This window comes from Streptomyces sp. NPDC012827 (assembly GCF_042900905.1).
Classification (GTDB): domain Bacteria; phylum Actinomycetota; class Actinomycetes; order Streptomycetales; family Streptomycetaceae; genus Streptomyces; species Streptomyces gulbargensis.
Genome location: NZ_JBIBBY010000009.1, coordinates 5,214 through 24,135 on the forward strand (window position 1 = coordinate 5,214; position 18,922 = coordinate 24,135).

Sequence of the window (18,922 nt, forward strand, 5' to 3'; positions counted from 1 at the left end):
CGGTGGCGCGGGGTGACCTGTCGCAGAAGATCGACGTGGACGCGCGCGGCGAGATCCTGGAGCTGAAGAACACCATCAACACGATGGTCGACCAGCTGTCCGCGTTCGCGGACCAGGTGACGCGGGTGGCCCGTGAGGTGGGCACGGACGGGCGGCTGGGCGGTCAGGCGCAGGTGCCGGGCGTGGCCGGTGTGTGGCGCGACCTCACCGACTCGGTGAACTTCATGGCCGGGAACCTCACCGCCCAGGTGCGCAACATCGCGCAGGTCGCCACGGCGGTGGCGCGGGGTGACCTGTCGCAGAAGATCGACGTGGACGCGCGCGGCGAGATCCTGGAGCTGAAGAACACCATCAACACGATGGTCGACCAGCTCTCCAACTTCGCCGAGCAGGTGACGCGGGTCGCCCGCGAGGTCGGCACCGAGGGCATCCTCGGCGGCCAGGCCGAGGTACAGGGCGTCTCCGGGACCTGGAAGGACCTCACCCAGTCGGTGAACTTCATGGCGAACAACCTCACCAGCCAGGTGCGGAACATCGCCGAGGTCACCACCGCCGTCGCCCGTGGCGACCTGTCGAAGAAGATCACGGTCGACGCCCGGGGCGAGATCCTGGAGCTGGTCACGACCGTCAACACGATGGTCGACCAGCTGTCGAACTTCGCGGACGAGGTCACGCGCGTGGCCCGCGAGGTGGGTACGGAGGGCATCCTCGGCGGCCAGGCCCGCGTGCGCGGTGTCACCGGTACGTGGAAGGACCTCAGCGACAACGTCAACCTGATGGCCAACAACCTGACCAGTCAGGTGCGGAACATCTCGCGGGTCTCCGCGGCCGTGGCCAACGGTGACCTGACGAAGAAGGTCACCGTCGAGGCGCGCGGCGAGGTCGCCGAGCTCGCGGAGACGGTCAACACGATGGTGGCGACCCTGTCGAACTTCGCGGACGAGGTCACGCGCGTGGCCCGCGAGGTGGGCACGGAGGGCGAGCTGGGCGGTCAGGCCCGCGTGCCGGGCGTCTCCGGTACGTGGAAGGACCTGACCGAGTCGGTGAACTCGATGGCCTCCAACCTCACCGGGCAGGTGCGGCAGATCGCCGCGGTCACCACCGCCATCGCCAAGGGCGACCTCACCAAGAAGATCGACATCGACGCGCGCGGCGAGATCCAGGAGCTGAAGAACACCATCAACACGATGGTCGACCAGCTGTCGAACTTCGCCGAGGAGGTCACGCGGGTGGCCCGCGAGGTGGGTACCGAGGGCATCCTCGGCGGCCAGGCCCGCGTCCGGGACGTCGACGGCACCTGGCGCGACCTCACCGAGTCGGTGAACGAGATGGCCGGGAACCTGACCCGCCAGGTGCGGGCCATCGCGGCCGTCGCCACGGCGGTCACCCGCGGCGACCTCAACCTCAAGATCGACGGGGTGGACGCGGCGGGCGAGATCCAGGCGCTCCAGGACAACATCAACACGATGATCGCCAACCTGCGCGACACCACCCTCGCCAACGAGGAGCAGGACTGGCTCAAGGGCAACCTGGCCCGCATCTCCGGTCTCATGCAGGGCCGCCGGGACCTCGACGACGTCGCCTCCCTCATCATGAGCGAGCTGACGCCGGTGGTCTCCGCCCAGCACGGCGCCTTCTTCGTCGCCATGCCGACCGGCTCCGCCCACGGCGACGCCGAACTCGTGGGGGAGGGCGACGGCTCGTACGAGCTGCGCATGCGCGGGAGTTACGGCTACTCGGCCGGCTCCATGCCGACCTCGTTCCGTCCCGGGGAGACCCTCATCGGGACGGCGGCCGAGGAGAAGCGGACCATCCAGGTCAACGTGCCGCCCGGCTACCTGAAGATCTCCTCCGGCCTCGGGGAGGCCGCGCCCGCCCACGTCATCGTGCTGCCGGTCCTCTTCGAGGGGAAGGTCCTCGGGGTCATCGAGCTGGCGTCCTTCCAGCCCTTCACCCAGATCCAGCGGGACTTCCTCAACCAGCTCGCCGAGCTGATCGCGACCACCGTCAACACCATCAGCGTCAACACCAAGACCGAGGTGCTGCTCAAGCAGTCGCAGGAGCTGACCGAACAGCTCAAGGAGCGGTCGGCGGAGTTGGAGCACCGGCAGAAGGAACTCCAGGGCTCCAACGCCGAACTGGAGGAGAAGGCCGAGCTGCTGGCCCGGCAGAACCGGGACATCGAGGTCAAGAACACCGAGATCGAGGAGGCCCGGCAGGTCCTGGAGGAGCGCGCCGAACAGCTCGCGGTCTCCATGCGCTACAAGTCCGAGTTCCTGGCGAACATGTCGCACGAGCTGCGCACCCCGCTCAACTCGCTGCTGATCCTGGCCAAGCTGCTCGCGGACAACGCCGAGAGCAATCTGACGCCGAAGCAGGTCGAGTTCGCCGAGACCATCCACGGCGCCGGCTCGGACCTGCTCCAGCTGATCAACGACATCCTCGACCTGTCCAAGGTCGAGGCGGGCAAGATGGACGTCTCGCCGACCCGGATCGCCCTCGTCCAGCTCGTCGACTACGTGGAGGCGACCTTCCGGCCGCTCACCGCGGAGAAGGGCCTCGACTTCTCGGTACGGGTCTCGCCCGAGCTGCCGGCCACGCTCCACACCGACGAGCAGCGGCTGCTCCAGGTGCTGCGGAACCTGCTGTCGAACGCGGTGAAGTTCACCGACACGGGAGCCGTCGAGCTGGTGATCCGGCCCTCGGGCGCGGACGTGCCGCAGTCGATCCGGGAACAGCTCCTGGAGGCCGGTTCCCTGCGCGACCCGGAGGCGGAACTGATCGCCTTCTCGGTCACCGACACCGGGATCGGCATCGCGGCGAGCAAGATGCGGGTCATCTTCGAGGCCTTCAAGCAGGCCGACGGGACGACCAGCCGGAAGTACGGCGGTACGGGCCTGGGCCTGTCGATCAGCCGGGAGATCGCCCGTCTGCTCGGCGGCGAGATCTTCGCGGCGAGCGAGCCGGGCCGTGGCTCGACCTTCACGCTGTACCTGCCGCTGGAGCCGGTCGAGCAGGCCGCGGGCGGGTCCGGGACGGGCACGGCCGAGTCCGACGAGGACCGGTCCCAGCCGGAGGAGGGCGCGGAGGGGGCCGACCACTCCTTCCCGCACTTCTCGCCCGCTCCCGTACGCGGCGAGGCGCGGTCCGGGGCCGGGGCGCTGTTCCGGCACCGGCGGAAGGCGGCGGCGGAGGCGGCGGAGGCGCGGTCCTCGGCGGCCGGCGGGGCCGACCGTGCCGCGCGGGGCGGCGCGGCGGACCGTACGGAGGAGGAGGCGGCGCCCGAGCCGCGCCGTACCTTCTCGTTCTCCGGCGAGCGGGTCCTCATCGTGGACGACGACATCCGCAACGTGTTCGCGCTCACCAGCGTCCTGGAGCAGCACGGGCTGTCGGTGCTCTACGCGGAGAACGGCCGCGAGGGCATCGAGGTGCTGGAGCAGCACGACGACGTGGCGGTCGTCCTGATGGACATCATGATGCCGGAGATGGACGGATACGCGACGACGACCGCGATCCGGCGCATGCCGCAGTTCGCCGGGCTGCCGATCATCGCGCTCACCGCGAAGGCGATGAAGGGCGACCGGGAGAAGGCGATCGAGTCGGGCGCCTCGGACTACGTGACGAAGCCGGTCGATCCGGACCATCTGCTGTCGGTCATGGAGCAGTGGATGCGGGACCGGTGACGCCGGGGGCGGGCCGGCGGGGCCCGCCCGCCCCCGCCCCCCGGTCCGTCCGGGACGGACTGTCGCCATCCGGGTGTGAGAGGCCCGGAAGCGGGGAACCTTCTCGTCTCGCACCGCGTTTCCCGTACGTGCGCGACGACCGTGCACAGTGACATCGCGGTGACAGGGTGTGGCGACGGGCGGGGTGCGGCTACGATGACCGGCACAAGGACGGACGGCGCGAGGAAGCCGTCCCCTGGGGCGGCGCCCGGTGCTTCCCCCGGTTCCGGGAGCCGGGGCGAGCCGTTGCCGGGGCGAGGAGGACGGGGCATGGTGCAGAAGGCCAAGATCCTCCTGGTCGATGACCGGCCGGAGAATCTGCTGGCGCTGGAGGCCATTCTCTCCGCGCTCGATCAGACCCTGGTGCGGGCATCGTCCGGGGAGGAAGCGCTCAAGGCGCTGCTGACGGACGACTTCGCGGTGATTCTCCTCGACGTCCAGATGCCGGGGATGGACGGATTCGAGACCGCCGCGCACATCAAGCGCCGTGAGCGGACGCGGGACATCCCGATCATCTTCCTGACCGCGATCAACCACGGCCCCCACCACACCTTCCGGGGGTACGCGGCCGGGGCGGTCGACTACATCTCGAAGCCGTTCGACCCGTGGGTGCTGCGCGCCAAGGTCTCGGTCTTCGTCGAGCTCTACATGAAGAACTGCAAGCTGCGCGAGCAGGCGGCCCTGCTGCGGCTCCAGCTGGAGGGCGGCGAGGGCGGCCACGGCAAGGAGTCCGCGGGCCTGCTGGCCGAGCTGTCCGCCCGGCTCGCCGCCGTCGAGGAGCAGGCCGAGGCGCTGTCGAAGCAGCTCGACGACGACTCCGCCGACGCGGCGGCCGTCGCCACCGCCGCCCACCTGGAGCGCAAGCTCACCGGGCTGCGCCGGGCGTTGGACGCGCTGGAGCCGGGCACGGGCGGCGCGCCCTCGATGCCCGCACAGAACTGACGTACCGTCAGGGACGGTCGGGCCGTTGATCCGGCGTCAGCTTCCCGTCTCCGCAAGGACGACACGTTCGGGTGAGGCGGACAGCCCGACGCTCCACCGGTAACCTCAGCACCATGGCTTCACGTACGTCCGGCAAGGGTTCCCAGGGCACGGCGGGCACCGCACAACCGCGCGCCGGCCGGACGACGGGTGCCGCCAGGAAGGCGGCGCCCGCGAAGTCCCCGGTCAGGACCGGGAAGGCGGCGGCGAAGACCCCCGCCAAACCGGCCGCGAAGAAGGCGGCGGCCAGGAAGGCGGCGCCCGCCGGACGCCCGCCCGCCCGGAAGAACGCGGCGAGGAAGGCCCCGCCCCGTCCCGCGCCCTCCCCGACCGGGGGGCTCTACCGGCTCGTCCGGGGCATCTGGCTGGGCCTCGCCCACGCCGTCGGGGCGATGTTCCGGGGAATAGGGCGCGGTGCCAAGGGGCTCGACCCGGCCCACCGCAAGGACGGCCTCGCGCTGCTCCTGCTCGGCCTGGCGCTGATCGTCGCCGCCGGCACCTGGTCCCACCTCCGGGGCCCGGTCGGCGACCTGGTCGAGATGCTGGTGACCGGGGCCTTCGGCCGGCTGGACCTGCTGGTGCCGCTGCTCCTCGGCGCCGTCGCGGTGCGGCTGATCCTCCACCCCGAGAAGCCCGAGGCCAACGGCCGCATCGTCATCGGACTCACCGCGCTGGTCGTCGGTGTCCTCGGGCAGGTCCACATCGCCTGCGAGTCCCCGGGACGCGGGGACGGCACCGAGGCCATGCAGGACGCGGGCGGCCTCATCGGCTGGGCGGCCTCCAAGCCGCTCGTCTTCATGATGGGGGAGGTCCTCGCGGTCCCGCTGCTCGTCCTGCTCACGGTCTTCGGCCTGCTGGTGGTCACCGCCACGCCGGTCGCGGCCATCCCGCAGCGGCTGCGCGCGCTCGGCGCCCGGCTCGGCATCGTCGAGGGCGCCGCCGACCCGGCCGCAGCCGAGTACCGGGGATACGAGGAATACGACGAGGACTGGCGGGAGGCCGCGCCCCGCGACCCGCGCCCCGTACGGCGCAGGGCGGCCGGTCCGGCCGAGCCGTACGACGTGGACCGGGCCGAGGAGGAGGCGCTCGGCCGTCGCCCCCGGGCGCCCCGCCGCCCCGCCGAGCGGCCCGCCCCCGGCCACGGCATGGACCCGGTCGACGTGGCCGCCGCCGCGGCCGCGGCGCTCGACGGCGCCGTCCTCAACGGCATGCCGCCGTCCCCGCTCGTCGCCGACCTCACCCGGGACGTCACCGCCGAACGGGCCGCCGCCAAGGCCCCCGGCCCGGACACCGGGGCCGCCGAACCGGTCGCCCCGGCCGCGCCGCCGAACGTGCCCACGGCCCGGGGCGGCGAGAAGCGCCAGGGCGGAGCCGTACCGGACCTGACCAAGCCCGCGCCCGAACCGACCGAACTGCCCGCCCGGGCCGAGCAGCTCCAGCTGTCCGGCGACATCACGTACGCCCTGCCGCCGCTCGACCTGCTCGAACGCGGCGGGCCGGGCAAGACCCGCAGCGCCGCCAACGACGCCGTGGTCGACGCGCTCACCACCGTCTTCGCCGAGTTCAAGGTGGACGCGGCCGTCACCGGCTTCACCCGGGGCCCGACGGTCACGCGGTACGAGGTCGAGCTCGGGCCCGCCGTGAAGGTCGAGAAGATCACCGCCCTGACGAAGAACATCGCCTACGCGGTGGCCTCGCCGGACGTGCGGATCATCTCCCCGATCCCCGGCAAGTCCGCGGTCGGCATCGAGATCCCGAACAGCGACCGCGAGATGGTGAACCTCGGCGACGTGCTGCGCCTCGCCGACGCGGCGGGCGACGACCATCCGATGCTCGTCGCGCTCGGCAAGGACGTCGAGGGCGGCTACGTGATGGCCAACCTGGCGAAGATGCCGCACGTCCTGGTCGCCGGTGCCACCGGCTCCGGCAAGTCCTCGTGCATCAACTGCCTCATCACCTCGGTGATGATAAGAGCGACTCCCGAGGACGTCCGGATGGTGCTGGTCGACCCCAAGCGGGTCGAGCTCACCGCCTACGAGGGCATCCCGCACCTGATCACCCCGATCATCACCAACCCCAAGCGGGCCGCCGAGGCCCTCCAGTGGGTGGTGCGCGAGATGGACCTGCGCTACGACGACCTGGCCGCCTTCGGCTTCCGGCACATCGACGACTTCAACCAGGCGGTCCGCGACGGCAAGGTGAAGCCGCCGCCGGGCAGCGAGCGGGAGCTGCAGCCCTACCCGTACCTCCTGGTCATCGTCGACGAGCTCGCGGACCTGATGATGGTCGCGCCGCGCGACGTCGAGGACGCGATCGTCCGCATCACCCAGTTGGCCCGCGCGGCCGGCATCCATCTGGTGCTGGCCACGCAGCGGCCGTCCGTGGACGTCGTCACCGGCCTCATCAAGGCCAACGTGCCCTCCCGGCTCGCCTTCGCCACCTCCTCGCTCGCCGACAGCCGGGTCATCCTCGACCAGCCCGGCGCCGAGAAGCTCATCGGCAAGGGCGACGGCCTCTTCCTGCCGATGGGCGCCAACAAGCCGGTCCGCATGCAGGGCGCCTTCGTCACCGAGGACGAGGTCGCCGCCGTCGTACGGCACTGCAAGGACCAGATGACCCCGGTCTTCCGGGACGACGTCACCGTCGGCACCAAGCAGAAGAAGGAGATCGACGAGGACATCGGCGACGACCTCGACCTGCTGTGCCAGGCGGCGGAACTGGTCGTGTCGACCCAGTTCGGCTCCACGTCGATGCTCCAGCGCAAGCTCCGCGTCGGCTTCGCCAAGGCCGGGCGGCTGATGGACCTGATGGAGTCCCGGAACATCGTGGGCCCGAGCGAGGGCTCCAAGGCGCGGGACGTCCTCGTCAAACCCGACGAGCTGGACGGTGTGCTGGCCGTCATCCGCGGCGAGTCGGCGGAGTGACGCACGGCGGCCCGGGGAAGCCGGGGCGCCCGGCGCACCGGACGGAGTAACGCGGCGGGAGCGGGGGTACCCGTTCGAGATCCCTCCGAGACTCACTCGTAAGAAAAGAGTGGGCAACCGTTTCCCCTGGCCGTACGTCAAGTTGGACGGAGGGACAGAAGGATGTCCCAGCCTCATGGCGTACAAACAGCACCCGCCCGGTTGCCCCACCCTTTCGTACCACCCATAGACTGAACGTCCAGCAGGTGGCTACACGCTCGAAAGGCGCTCTCGTGTCCATCGGCAACTCCCCCGAAGACGACCGGACGTTCCCGGCAGACGACCGGGAATCGATCGGTCGCGCTCTCCAGCACGCCCGTATCGCCGCCGGTCTCACCGTCGATGAGGTCAGTGCCTCCACGCGTGTACGGATCCCGATCGTGCACGCGATCGAGGAGGACGACTTCTCGCGCTGCGGCGGCGCCGTCTACGCGCGCGGCCACATCCGTACCCTCGCGCGCGCCGTCGGGCTCGATCCGGCCCCGCTCGTCGAACGGTACGACGCCGACCACGGAGGCCGTCCCGCGCCCACCCCCGCCGCCCCGCTGTTCGAGGCCGAACGCATCCGGCCCGAACCGCGCCGGCCCAACTGGACCGCCGCCATGGTGGCGGCCATCGTCGCCGTCGTCGGCTTCGTCGGCTTCACGATGTTCAACGGGAACGACGCCCCCAAGGGCACCGTCACGGCCGAGGGCGGCCCCGCCCCCGCTCCCGAGAAGGCGACCGCGACGAGCAAGCCGAAGCCGGTCAAGCCCGTCGTGCCCAAGCCCACCGAGAGCGCGATCGCCGCGGTCCCGAAGGACAAGGTCACGGTCAAGCTCACCGCCAAGCAGGGCAAGAGCTGGATCTCGGCCAAGGCCGCCGACGGCAAGCTCCTCTTCGACGGGCTCCTCCTGGACGGGGAGTCCAAGACCTTCCAGGACGGCGAGCGCGTCGACCTGGTCCTCGGCAACGCCGGCGCGATCGAGCTGTACGTGAACGGCAAGAAGATCGCCGACACCTTCGAGGACGGCCAGGTCGAGCGGCTCTCCTACGCCAAGGGCGACCCCGAGGCCGGCTGACCGAGCCGCCCCCGGCCCTCCCGTCCCCTCCACCCCTCCGTCCCGGTGTGTGACGTCCGTCGCGCAGGTGAACCCTGCGCGACGGACGTACGGCCGGGACGAAGTAGTCTTGAGTCCATGCCCGAACGCCGTACCGTCGCCCTTGTCACTCTTGGCTGCGCCCGTAACGAGGTGGACTCGGAGGAGCTCGCAGGCCGCTTGGCAGCGGACGGCTGGGAGCTCGTCGAGAACGCCGAGGAAGCGGACGTCGCCGTCGTCAACACCTGCGGATTCGTCGAGGCCGCCAAGAAGGACTCCGTCGACGCCCTCCTCGAAGCCAACGATCTGAAGGACCACGGCCGGACCCAGGCCGTCGTCGCCGTCGGCTGCATGGCCGAGCGGTACGGCAAGGAGCTGGCCGAAGCCCTCCCGGAGGCCGACGGCGTCCTCGGCTTCGACGACTACGCCGACATCTCCAACCGCCTCCAGACCATCCTCAGCGGCGGCAGCGTCGAGGCCCACACCCCCCGCGACCGGCGCAAGCTCCTGCCGCTCTCGCCGGTGGAGCGCCAGCAGGCCGCCGCCGGCGTGGCCCTGCCCGGACACGGGGCCGCGGAGGCTCCCGCGGCCGTTCCGGAGGACCTCCCCGAGGGCCTCGCGCCCGCCTCGGGGCCGCGTGCGCCGCTCCGCCGCCGCCTGGACGCCAGCCCCGTCGCCTCCGTCAAGCTGGCCTCCGGCTGCGACCGCCGCTGCTCCTTCTGCGCCATCCCGTCCTTCCGCGGCTCCTTCGTCTCCCGGCGACCCTCCGACGTGCTCAACGAGACGCGGTGGCTCGCCGAGCAGGGCGTGAAGGAGATCATGCTGGTCTCCGAGAACAACACCTCCTACGGCAAGGACCTCGGCGACATCCGGCTCCTGGAGAGCCTGCTGCCCGAGCTGGCCGGGGTCGACGGCATCGAGCGCGTCCGGGTCAGCTACCTCCAGCCCGCCGAGATGCGCCCCGGCCTCATCGACGTCCTCACCTCCACCGAGAAGGTCGCGCCCTACTTCGACCTCTCCTTCCAGCACAGCGCCCCCGACGTGCTGCGGGCCATGCGGCGCTTCGGTGACACCGACCGCTTCCTGGAGCTGCTGGAGACCATCCGGTCCAAGGCGCCCACGGCCGGCGCCCGCTCCAACTTCATCGTCGGCTTCCCCGGCGAGAGCGAGGCCGACTTCGCCGAGCTGGAACGCTTCATCACCCACGCCCGGCTCGACGCCATCGGCGTCTTCGGCTACTCCGACGAGGACGGCACCGAGGCCGCCACGTACGAGAACAAGCTCGACCAGGAGGTGGTCGACGCCCGGCTCGCCCACCTGTCCCGGCTCGCCGAGGAGCTCACCGCCCAGCGTGCGGAGGAGCGGATCGGCGAGACCCTGGAAGTACTCGTCGAGACGCTCGACGAGGAGGACGGCTGGATCGGCCGCGCCGCCCACCAGGCCCCCGAGACGGATGGCCAGGTGCTCCTCACCACGGATGGCGGGGCGGAGCCCGACCTGGCGCCCGGCCGTATGGTCAGGGCCAGGGTCGTCGGCACGGAAGGTGTCGATCTGGTCGCCGAGTGTCTCTCCGAGGAGGCGGGCAGATGACCGGAGTCCCGGCATCCGCGACGGGCGGGACCGGTAGGCCGGCGCCGCGCGGCAAGCTGGGCGCGGCTGCGGTCAATCAGGCCAGCCTCTGGAACATCGCGAACATCCTCACCATGATGCGGCTCGTCCTCGTGCCCGGATTCGTGGTCCTGCTGCTCCAGGACGGCGGGCACGACCCCGCCTGGCGTGCCTGGGCGTGGGCGGCGTTCGCGGTCGCCATGATCACGGACGTCTTCGACGGGCACCTCGCCCGCGCGTACAACCTGGTCACCGACTTCGGGAAGATCGCCGACCCGATCGCCGACAAAGCGATCATGGCGGCCGGGCTGATCTGCCTCTCGTGGCTCGGGGATCTCCCCTGGTGGGTGACGGCGGTCATCCTCGCCAGGGAACTCGGCATCACCCTCATGCGCTTCTGGGTGATCCGGCACGGAGTCATCCCCGCGAGCCGCGGCGGAAAGATGAAAACGCTGGCCCAGGGCACGGCGGTGGGCATGTACGTGCTGATGCTCACCGGTCCGCTCGCCACCCTGCGGTTCTGGGTGATGGCCGTGGCGGTCGTGCTGACCGTCGTCACCGGCCTGGACTACGTGCGCCAGGCCGTCGTCCTCAGGCGCCGTGGGCTCGCCGCCGAACGCGCCGCGGCACACGCGGAGGCGGCGACCCGATGAGCGAGGCCGCCCAGGTCCTGGCGCTGCTCGCGGAGCGTGGTCGCACCGTGGCCGTCGCCGAATCGCTCACCGGCGGTCTCGTGGCGGCCGCGCTCACCGCCGTCCCCGGTGCCTCCCTGGCCTTCCGGGGCTCCGTCACGGCCTACGCGACCGACGTGAAGCGGGAGGTCCTGCGGGTCGACGGCGGTCTCCTGGCCGAGCGCGGGGCCGTGGATCCCGAGGTCGCCCTGCAGATGGCGGCGGGGGTACGGGACCTGCTCGGCGCCGACCGGGGCATCGCGACGACCGGTGTGGCCGGACCCGATCCGCAGGACGGACAGCCCGTCGGCACGGTGTACGTGGCGGTGTCCGGGCCGGCCGGGTTCGGGGCAGGGACCGGGAAAGTGGCGTCACTGCGATTGAACGGCGACCGCGAGGAAATCCGTAGAGAGAGCGTACGGAGCGTGCTGGAACTGCTCCGTGAGGAACTCTCGGGAAATGCGCGGGCACAGGATACGGAACAGAACGGGGGGAATTGATGTTTGCAGCCCTGAGTGAACACGACATCGCTCCCCGCACGGCCGCGGCGCGAGGCGGTACGGTGGGGCGTGAAGGATGCGGCTACGCGGTCCGAGGAGGGAGCCACCGATGATTCTGCTCCGTCGCCTGCTGGGTGACGTGCTGCGTCGGCAGCGCCAGCGCCAGGGCCGTACTCTGCGCGAAGTCTCCTCGTCCGCCCGAGTCTCGCTCGGCTATCTCTCCGAGGTGGAGCGGGGGCAGAAGGAGGCTTCCTCCGAACTGCTCTCCGCTATCTGCGACGCGCTGGACGTACGGATGTCCGAGCTCATGCGCGAAGTGAGCGACGAGCTGTCACTGGCCGAACTGGCCGCGTCGGCAGCGGCGAACGGACCGGTGCCACCGGTCCGTCCGATGCTCAACTCGGTGTCGGTGACGTCGGTGGGCGGTGTGCCCACCGAACGGGTGACCATCAAGGCGCCCGCGGAAGCGGTCGACGTCGTCGCCGCCTGAACCGACACGGGTCGAAGCCCCGGTCGTCACCCCTGCGGGGGTGTCGGCCGGGGCTTTTCGCCGTCCCGGTTCGCCGTCCCGGTTCGCCGTCCCGGCGCAGGTCGGAAGCTTCCCCAAGGATTGTTTGAGATGCCGGATTCCGGTCAGGCGTGCCATGGTGGGGGAAACGTACGACTGGTTGGAGATTCCGCATGTCTGTCGTGAAGAGTCCGCTTTCCGACGCCGACCTCAAGACGGTCGGCAACGCGCTCCAGGGGGCCCTCGTCGACCTGGTCGACCTCGCCCTGGTCGCCAAGCAGGTGCACTGGAACGTCGTCGGGCCGCGCTTCAGGTCCGTCCACCTGCAGCTCGACGAGGTCGTCGACACGGCCCGGACACACTCCGACACGGTGGCCGAGCGCGCCTCCGCCCTCGGCGTCAACCCTGACGGGCGGGCGGCGACCGTCGCGTCCTCCAGCGCCGTCGGGAAGACCCCGGAGGGCTGGATCAAGGATGAGGACGCCGTCCAGGTCCTGGTCAGCGCGCTCGGGGCCGTCATCACCCGGATGCGGGAGCGCATCGAGGCGACCGAAAAGCCCGACCCGGTCACCCAGGACATCATCATCGGCCTGACGGCGGACCTCGAGAAGCACGCCTGGATGTTCCAGGCGGAGAGCGTCAAGAGCGGTGTGTGACGTGCCGCGCAGCCGCCCGGTGGGGGGCGTGCCGCTGAGGCTCATACCCGGGGTCGCGCGCTCGGCGCACGCCCCGTCTGGCTTCGGTGCGCCCTCCCGCCGAGTGATCCCGCCGGTCTAGCGTCGATCGGCAGGAGGCGGCCATGGTACGGCGACGGTTCCCGCTGGCGACGCTCACGCTGATCGTGGTCGGGCTGGTGGCCGGGGGATTCTGGTGGTGGGCGGTGCTGCGCCTGGCTCTGACCCCGGCCGAGGCCGGGCCGGTCGAAGGGGCACTGGCCGCGAGTGGTTGGGGACTGAGCCTGCTGCCGGTGCACGTCGCCGCCTCGGCGGATCGCGGCGGCAGGCTCCGCAGTCGGCGCGGGGGCGCGCTGCGGTGGGCCCGGCTCGTGCGTGGTGACGGGATGTCACCCGCCGGCCGGGCCGTCAGACGGTAGACAGAGCTCGCGGGTTGCTGCCTGCGGGCTCTTGGCGTTCACGGGGTCTCGCCCTGGGGGCCCTGCTGGCAGCCGGGGCACCAGTAGGTGACCCGGTCGTCGAGTTCGGCCTTGCGGACCCGGGCCCCGCAGCGCAGACACGGGCGCCCGCCGCGGCCGTAGACGTACAGCGGGATGCCGGGATGACGTGACGTGGTGGTGCGGCGCTCCGTCCGGTCCTTGTTCGCCTCCAGCAGGCGGTGCGCGGTCGCGACGAGGCGTGCGGGGACGTCCGGCGCCAACTCGCCCACCGGGAGCCACGGGGTGACGCCGGCGAGGAACGCCAGCTCGCACTTGAACACATTGCCGATCCCGGCGAGGTTCCGCTGGTCCAGCAGGGCCTCGCCCAGCGTGCGGTCCGGGTCGGCGAGGAGACGGCGCAGCGCCTCCTGCGGGTCCCAGTCCGGGCCCAGGAGGTCCGGGCCGAGATGGCCCACCACCCGGGACTCCTCGGCGGTGCGCAGCAGCTCCAGGACCGGCAGCCGGTAGCCGTACGCGGTGTTCTCGGCGTTCCCGAGGATCGCCCGGATCTGGTGGTCGGGGCCGCCGCGCGGGCGCTCGCCCGTGGCGTACACCCGCCAGGCGCCGTCCATGCGTAGATGGGAGTGGACGGTGAGCCCGCCCTCCACGCGGGTGAGGAGATGCTTGCCGCGCGGAGTGACGTCCAGGACGGTGCGGCCGGTGAGGTCGGCCGTGGCGAAGCGCGGCACCCGGAGGTCCGTACGGGTGAGCACCCGTCCGGCCAGTGCGGCGTGCAGGCGGTGGGCCGCCAGCCAGATGGTGTCTCCTTCGGGCATACGACCATCATGCCGGGTGCGGGTGCGGGTGCGGGTGCGGGTGCGGGTGCGGGTGCGGGTGCGGGTGCGGGTGCGGGTGCGATGCCGTGCCGGGGCGCCGGGTGCCGGGGCCCGCGCCGTGCGGGCGCGGCGCGGGCCGGGTCCGGGTCAGGCACGCAGGCGCAGGCCCCGGGGGGTGGCGAGGAAACCGGCGGCCTCCAGCGGGCGGGCCAGCGGTGAGGTGAGGGCCGTGGCACCGTTGATCCGCTCCACCGTGACCGTGCCGAGCACACCCTGCCGGGCCGACGCCGCCAGGGCCTCGGCCGCCGCCGTCAGCGTGGGATCGTCCGGCTCGGCGGGCCACGCCAGCAGGGTCTTGCCGCCGCGCTCCATGTAAAGCGTCAGTTCGCCGTCCACCAGGACCACCAGCGCGCCCGCCTTGCGGCCCGGCTTGTGGCCCGCGTCCGTCGGCGGCTCGGGCCAGGAGAGCGCCGCCCCGTACGCGTTGGCCGGATCGGCGGCGGCCAGCACCACCGCGCGCGGGCCCGCCGCGGCCTCCGCTCCCCGGTCGCGGGCGGTCGCCGCCGCACGGAGCCGGTCCACCGCCCCGTCCATCGCGAACTGGGCCGCCCCCAGACCCTCCACCACATAGCCGCGGCGGGCCTGACCGCTGTCCTCGAAAGCGGACAGCACCCGGTAGACGGCCGAGAAACCGCCCTCCACCCCCTCGGCGGCCACCGCCCCCCGGGTGACGACACCGTGCCGGTCCAGGAGGGTACGGGCCAGGGCGTGCGCCCGGTGGGTGGGCTCCGAAGCGGCCCCCGGCAGCAGCGACCAGCGGCCGGAGACGGTCGGCGGCCCCGTACGGGACGCCGTGCGGGCGGTCGTGCCGAGGGCGCCGAACCGGCCCCGGGGGACCGTGCGCCGCGCGCGGTGCGCCGTCGAGCCGGCCGTGCGCCCCGAGCCGAGCAGGGCGCGCAGCGGGGCCAGGGTGTCGTTGGTGAGCCGGCCCGACCAGGCCAGCTCCCACAGGGCGTCGGCGAGCTGCGGATCGGTCGCCTCCGGGTGGGTGGTGGCCCGGATCTGGTCCGCGATCTGCCGGAAGAACAGGCCGTACCCGCCGGACAGCGCGGACAGCACCGACTCGTGCAGGGCGGTCAGCTCCAGCGGGTGCGGCGGCGGCAGGAGCAGCGGCGCCGCGTCCGCCAGGTACAGCGAGACCCAGCCGTCCTTGCCGGGCAGCGCACCCGCGCCCGCCCACACCACCTCACCGGTGGTGGTCAGCTCGTCGAGCAGCCCCGGCGCGTAGTCCCGGACCCGGGACGGCAGGATCAGCCTCTCCAGCGCGGAGGCCGGAACGGGTGCCCCCTGGAGCTGCTCGACCGCCCGGGCCAGGCCGTCGATCCCGCGCAGAGCCCCGCCGCCGACGTGCTGCCACTGCGGCAGGAACGTCGCGAGCGCCGCGGGCGGCACCGGCTCCAGCTCGTGGCGCAGGGCCGCGAGGGAACGGCGCCGCAGCCGCCGCAGCACGGCGGCGTCGCACCACTCCTGACCGATCCCGGACGGGTGGAACTCGCCCTGCACCACCCGGCCCGCGGCGGCGAGCCGCTGGAGCGCCCCGTCCGTGACCGCCGCCCCCAGGCCGAAGCGCGCCGCGGCCTGGGCGGAGGTGAACGGCCCGTGCGTCCGCGCGTACCGGGCGAGGAGGTCGCCCAGCGGGTCCTTCACCGGCTCGGTGAAGGCCTCCGGCACACCGACCGGCAGGGCCGTGCCGAGCGCGTCCCGCAGCCGGCCCGCGTCCTCGACCGCCGCCCAGTGCTCCGCGCCGCCGATCCGGACCCGGATCGCCCGCCGGGCCCGGCCCAGCTCGGACGCCCAGGCGGCGTCGGCACCCCGCTCGGCCAGCTCGGCCTCGGTCAGCGGCCCCAGCACCCGCAGCAGGTCGGCGACGCCCTCCACGTCCTTGATCCGGCGGTCCTCCGTCAGCCACTGGAGCTCCCGCTCCAGCTCCGTGAGGACGTCCGCGTCCAGCAGCTCCCGCAGCTCCGCCTGCCCGAGCAGCTCGGCCAGGAGCCGCGAGTCGAGCGAGAGCGCGGCCGCCCGCCGCTCCGCGAGCGGTGAGTCGCCCTCGTACAGGAACTGCGCCACGTACCCGAAGAGGAGCGAACGGGCGAAGGGTGAGGGCTCCGGGGTCGTCACCTCGACCAGGCGCACCCGGCGGGCCTCGATGTCCCCCATGAGCTCGGTCAGGCCGGGCACGTCGAAGACGTCCTGGAGGCATTCGCGGACGGCCTCCAGGACGATCGGGAAGGAACCGAACTCGCTCGCCACCTGGAGCAGCTGCGCCGCGCGCTGCCGCTGCTGCCAGAGCGGGGTGCGCTTGCCCGGGTTCCGCTTCGGCAGCAGGAGCGCGCGGGCCGCGCACTCCCGGAAGCGGGAGGCGAACAGCGCCGAGCCGCCCACCTGGTCCGTGACGATCTGCGCGATCTCGCCCTTGTCGAAGAGGGCGTCCGCCGCGCCGACGGGAGCCCGGTCGGCGTCGTACGTCGTGTCCTGGTGGCGCCCCGGGTCGACCGGATCGTGGTCCAGCAGGTCCAGGCCCATCTCCAGGCCCATCAGGTCGGCGTCCGGCAGCCTGAGCACGATGCCGTCGTCGGCGTGCATCACCTGGGCGTCCATGCCGTACCGCTCCGCGAGCCGCGCGCCGAGCGCCAGCGCCCACGGCGCGTGCACCTGGGCGCCGAACGGCGAGTGGATCACGACCCGCCAGTCCCCGAGCTCGTCCCGGAAACGCTCGACCAGGATCGTCCGGTCGTCCGGGACGTGGCCGCAGGACTCCCGCTGCTCGGTGAGGTACGCGAGGACGTTGTCCGCCGCCCAGGCGTCGAGCCCCGCGGCGAGCAGCCGCAGCCGGGCGTCCTCCGGCCCCAGCGCGCCCACCTCGCGCAGGAAGGCACCGACCGCCCGCCCCAGCTCCAGCGGCCGCCCCAGTTGATCGCCCTTCCAGAACGGCAGCCGGCCCGGCACGCCGGGCGCCGGTGACACCAGGACCCGGTCGCGAGTGATGTCCTCGATCCGCCACGAGGTGGTGCCCAGGGTGAACACGTCGCCGACCCGCGACTCGTACACCATCTCCTCGTCCAGCTCCCCGACCCGGCCACCGCCCTTCTTCGGGTCCGCGCCCGCCAGGAACACACCGAACAGGCCCCGGTCGGGGATGGTGCCGCCGGAGGTCACCGCGAGCCGCTGCGCGCCCGGCCGCCCCGTGACCGTCCCGGCGACGCGGTCCCACACCACGCGCGGCCGCAGTTCGGCGAAGGCGTCCGACGGGTAGCGGCCCGCCAGCATGTCGAGGACGGCGGTGAACGCGGACTCCGGCAGCGAGGCGAAGGGCGCCGCCCGGCGCACCACGGCCAGCAGGTCGTCCACCTGCCAGGTGTCGAGCGCCACCATGGCCACGAGCTGCTGCGCCAGTACGTCCAGCGGGTTGGCCGGGATCCGCAGCGACTCGATGGAACCGCTGCGCATCCGCTCGGTCACCACGGCCGCCTGCACCAGGTCCCCCCGGTACTTGGGGAAGACCACGCCCGTGGAGACCGCCCCCACCTGGTGCCCCGCGCGGCCGACGCGCTGGAGCCCGGAGGCCACGGAGGGCGGCGACTCGACCTGGACGACCAGATCGACCGCGCCCATGTCGATGCCCAGCTCCAGGCTGGAGGTCGCCACCACGGCGGGCAGCCGGCCCGCCTTCAGATCCTCCTCGACCTGGGCGCGCTGCTCCTTCGACACCGAGCCGTGGTGCGCCCGTGCCAGCAGCGGCGGGGCGCCCTGCGCCGCGCCCGACTGGGCCATGATCTCCGCCGGCGGCGCGCCCTCGGGCGGGGCCTCTCCGGTCGCCCGCTCGTACGCGATCTCGTTGAGCCGGTTGCACAGGCGCTCGGCCAGGCGCCGGGAATTGGCGAAGACGATGGTGGAACGGTGGGCCTGGACGAGGTCGGCGATCCGCTCCTCGACGTGCGGCCAGATGGACGGCTTGTCGCCGCCCTCCTTCCCCTCGGAGGCGGGCGAGCCGCCCAGCTCGCCCATGTCCTCGACCGGGACGACGACCGAGAGGTCGAACTCCTTCCCCGACGGCGGCTGGACGATCTCCACGGCCCGGCCGGGGGAGAGATAGCGGGCCACCTCGTCCACCGGCCGGACCGTCGCCGACAGACCGATCCGGCGCGCGGGCCGGGGCAGCAGCTCGTCGAGCCGCTCCAGGGACAGGGCCAGATGCGCGCCGCGCTTGGTCCCCGCGACCGCGTGGACCTCGTCGAGGATGACCGTCTCCACGCCGGCGAGGGCTTCGCGCGCGGCCGAGGTGAGCATCAGGAACAGCGACTCGGGCGTGGTGATGAGGATGTCCGGCGGCCGGGTCGCGAGCGCGCGGCGCTCGGCGGGCGGGGTGTCGCCGGAACGGATGCCGACCCGGATGTCCGGTTCGGGCAGGCCGAGCCGGACCGACTCCTGGCGGATGCCGGTCAGCGGGGAGCGCAGATTGCGCTCGACGTCCACGGCCAGTGCCTTCAGCGGCGACACGTACAGCACGCGGCACCGCTTGCGGGGCTCGGCGGGCGGCGGGGACGACGCGAGCCGGTCGAGGGAGGCGAGGAACGCGGCCAGCGTCTTGCCCGAGCCGGTGGGGGCCACCACGAGCACGTCCGAACCGGCACCGATGGCCCGCCAGGCACCCTCCTGAGCGGCCGTGGGCGCGGTGAAGGCCCCGGTGAACCAACCACGGGTCGCGGGGGAGAACGAGTCGAGCGCGGACCTGACCATGCCCCCCATCGTGCACCCGCCCACTGACAACCGCCCGGACCTGCGGGAATCCGCCGCCGGTGGCGTGCGCCGGCCGGGTGTCCGCCGGGCCGGGGACCGCGCGGGCGCCGGCCGGGCCGGAGGACCGCCGGGGCGGCCCGCCGCGGAACGGCAGCACGGCGGGA

At 72.6% G+C, this 18,922-nt stretch carries 12 protein-coding genes; 10 read left to right on the forward strand and 2 right to left on the reverse strand.

The window, feature by feature from the left end; genetic code table 11:
• From ACFY60_RS20265 to ACFY60_RS20310, 10 genes are all read left to right on the forward strand, one after another.
• Positions 1–3,683 (forward strand): HAMP domain-containing protein (locus tag ACFY60_RS20265; RefSeq protein ID WP_389458947.1); only part of this gene is annotated, 3,683 nt, incomplete at its 5' end.
• Positions 3,684–3,992: 309 nt separating this feature from the next.
• Positions 3,993–4,664: a response regulator gene (locus ACFY60_RS20270; protein ID WP_309055917.1), complete on the forward strand. Its 672-nt coding sequence runs from the start codon at positions 3,993–3,995 to the stop codon at positions 4,662–4,664.
• Between the two features lie 113 nt (positions 4,665–4,777).
• On the forward strand, positions 4,778–7,627 hold the full coding sequence (locus tag ACFY60_RS20275) for a DNA translocase FtsK (RefSeq protein ID WP_388612140.1): 2,850 nt from the start codon (positions 4,778–4,780) through the stop codon (positions 7,625–7,627).
• A gap of 272 nt (positions 7,628–7,899) precedes the next feature.
• Positions 7,900–8,727: a helix-turn-helix domain-containing protein gene (locus ACFY60_RS20280; protein WP_388612141.1), complete on the forward strand. Its 828-nt coding sequence runs from the start codon at positions 7,900–7,902 to the stop codon at positions 8,725–8,727.
• Positions 8,728–8,844: 117 nt separating this feature from the next.
• On the forward strand, positions 8,845–10,335 hold the full coding sequence (rimO, locus tag ACFY60_RS20285; protein ID WP_388612142.1) for a 30S ribosomal protein S12 methylthiotransferase RimO: 1,491 nt from the start codon (positions 8,845–8,847) through the stop codon (positions 10,333–10,335).
• The gene (gene pgsA, locus ACFY60_RS20290; protein WP_388612143.1) at positions 10,332–11,006 is read left to right on the forward strand and encodes a CDP-diacylglycerol--glycerol-3-phosphate 3-phosphatidyltransferase; all 675 of its coding nucleotides are present in this window, start codon (positions 10,332–10,334) and stop codon (positions 11,004–11,006) included. The genes rimO and pgsA overlap by 4 nt, the downstream gene beginning before the upstream one ends.
• Entirely contained in the window at positions 11,003–11,524 is a 522-nt protein-coding gene (locus ACFY60_RS20295) for a CinA family protein (RefSeq protein WP_388612144.1), read from the forward strand. The genes pgsA and ACFY60_RS20295 overlap by 4 nt, the downstream gene beginning before the upstream one ends.
• Positions 11,525–11,633: 109 nt before the next feature.
• A complete protein-coding gene (locus tag ACFY60_RS20300) occupies positions 11,634–12,014 on the forward strand; it encodes a helix-turn-helix domain-containing protein (protein ID WP_388612145.1) in 381 nt (126 codons plus the stop codon).
• Positions 12,015–12,205: 191 nt separating this feature from the next.
• On the forward strand, positions 12,206–12,688 hold the full coding sequence (locus ACFY60_RS20305) for a Dps family protein (protein WP_388612146.1): 483 nt from the start codon (positions 12,206–12,208) through the stop codon (positions 12,686–12,688).
• 143 nt (positions 12,689–12,831) lie between these two features.
• Positions 12,832–13,125 (forward strand): hypothetical protein, encoded by a 294-nt coding sequence (locus ACFY60_RS20310; protein WP_388612147.1) that lies wholly within the window; start codon positions 12,832–12,834, stop codon positions 13,123–13,125.
• 38 nt (positions 13,126–13,163) lie between these two features.
• Here ACFY60_RS20310 and ACFY60_RS20315 read toward each other — a convergent pair whose 3' ends face one another.
• Positions 13,164–13,961: a DNA-formamidopyrimidine glycosylase family protein gene (locus ACFY60_RS20315; RefSeq protein ID WP_388612148.1), complete on the reverse strand. Its 798-nt coding sequence runs from the start codon at positions 13,959–13,961 to the stop codon at positions 13,164–13,166.
• Positions 13,962–14,108: 147 nt separating this feature from the next.
• Positions 14,109–18,758, reverse strand: a complete 4,650-nt coding sequence (locus ACFY60_RS20320) for a DEAD/DEAH box helicase (RefSeq protein WP_388612149.1) — start codon at positions 18,756–18,758, stop codon at positions 14,109–14,111.
• Between the last annotated feature and the right edge of the window lie 164 nt (positions 18,759–18,922).

Excerpts from the sequence above, each read along its gene's own strand:
- ACFY60_RS20270 (WP_309055917.1), top strand. The coding sequence starts at position 3,993 with ATGGTGCAGAAGGCCAAGATCCTCCTGGTCGATGACCGGCCGGAGAAT.
- ACFY60_RS20275 (WP_388612140.1), top strand. The coding sequence starts at position 4,778 with ATGGCTTCACGTACGTCCGGCAAGGGTTCCCAGGGCACGGCGGGCACC.
- rimO (WP_388612142.1), top strand. The coding sequence starts at position 8,845 with ATGCCCGAACGCCGTACCGTCGCCCTTGTCACTCTTGGCTGCGCCCGT.
- pgsA (WP_388612143.1), top strand. The coding sequence starts at position 10,332 with ATGACCGGAGTCCCGGCATCCGCGACGGGCGGGACCGGTAGGCCGGCG.
- ACFY60_RS20295 (WP_388612144.1), top strand. The coding sequence starts at position 11,003 with ATGAGCGAGGCCGCCCAGGTCCTGGCGCTGCTCGCGGAGCGTGGTCGC.
- ACFY60_RS20300 (WP_388612145.1), top strand. The coding sequence starts at position 11,634 with ATGATTCTGCTCCGTCGCCTGCTGGGTGACGTGCTGCGTCGGCAGCGC.
- ACFY60_RS20305 (WP_388612146.1), top strand. The coding sequence starts at position 12,206 with ATGTCTGTCGTGAAGAGTCCGCTTTCCGACGCCGACCTCAAGACGGTC.
- ACFY60_RS20310 (WP_388612147.1), top strand. The coding sequence starts at position 12,832 with ATGGTACGGCGACGGTTCCCGCTGGCGACGCTCACGCTGATCGTGGTC.
- ACFY60_RS20315 (WP_388612148.1), bottom strand. The coding sequence starts at position 13,961 with ATGCCCGAAGGAGACACCATCTGGCTGGCGGCCCACCGCCTGCACGCC.
- ACFY60_RS20320 (WP_388612149.1), bottom strand. The coding sequence starts at position 18,758 with ATGGTCAGGTCCGCGCTCGACTCGTTCTCCCCCGCGACCCGTGGTTGG.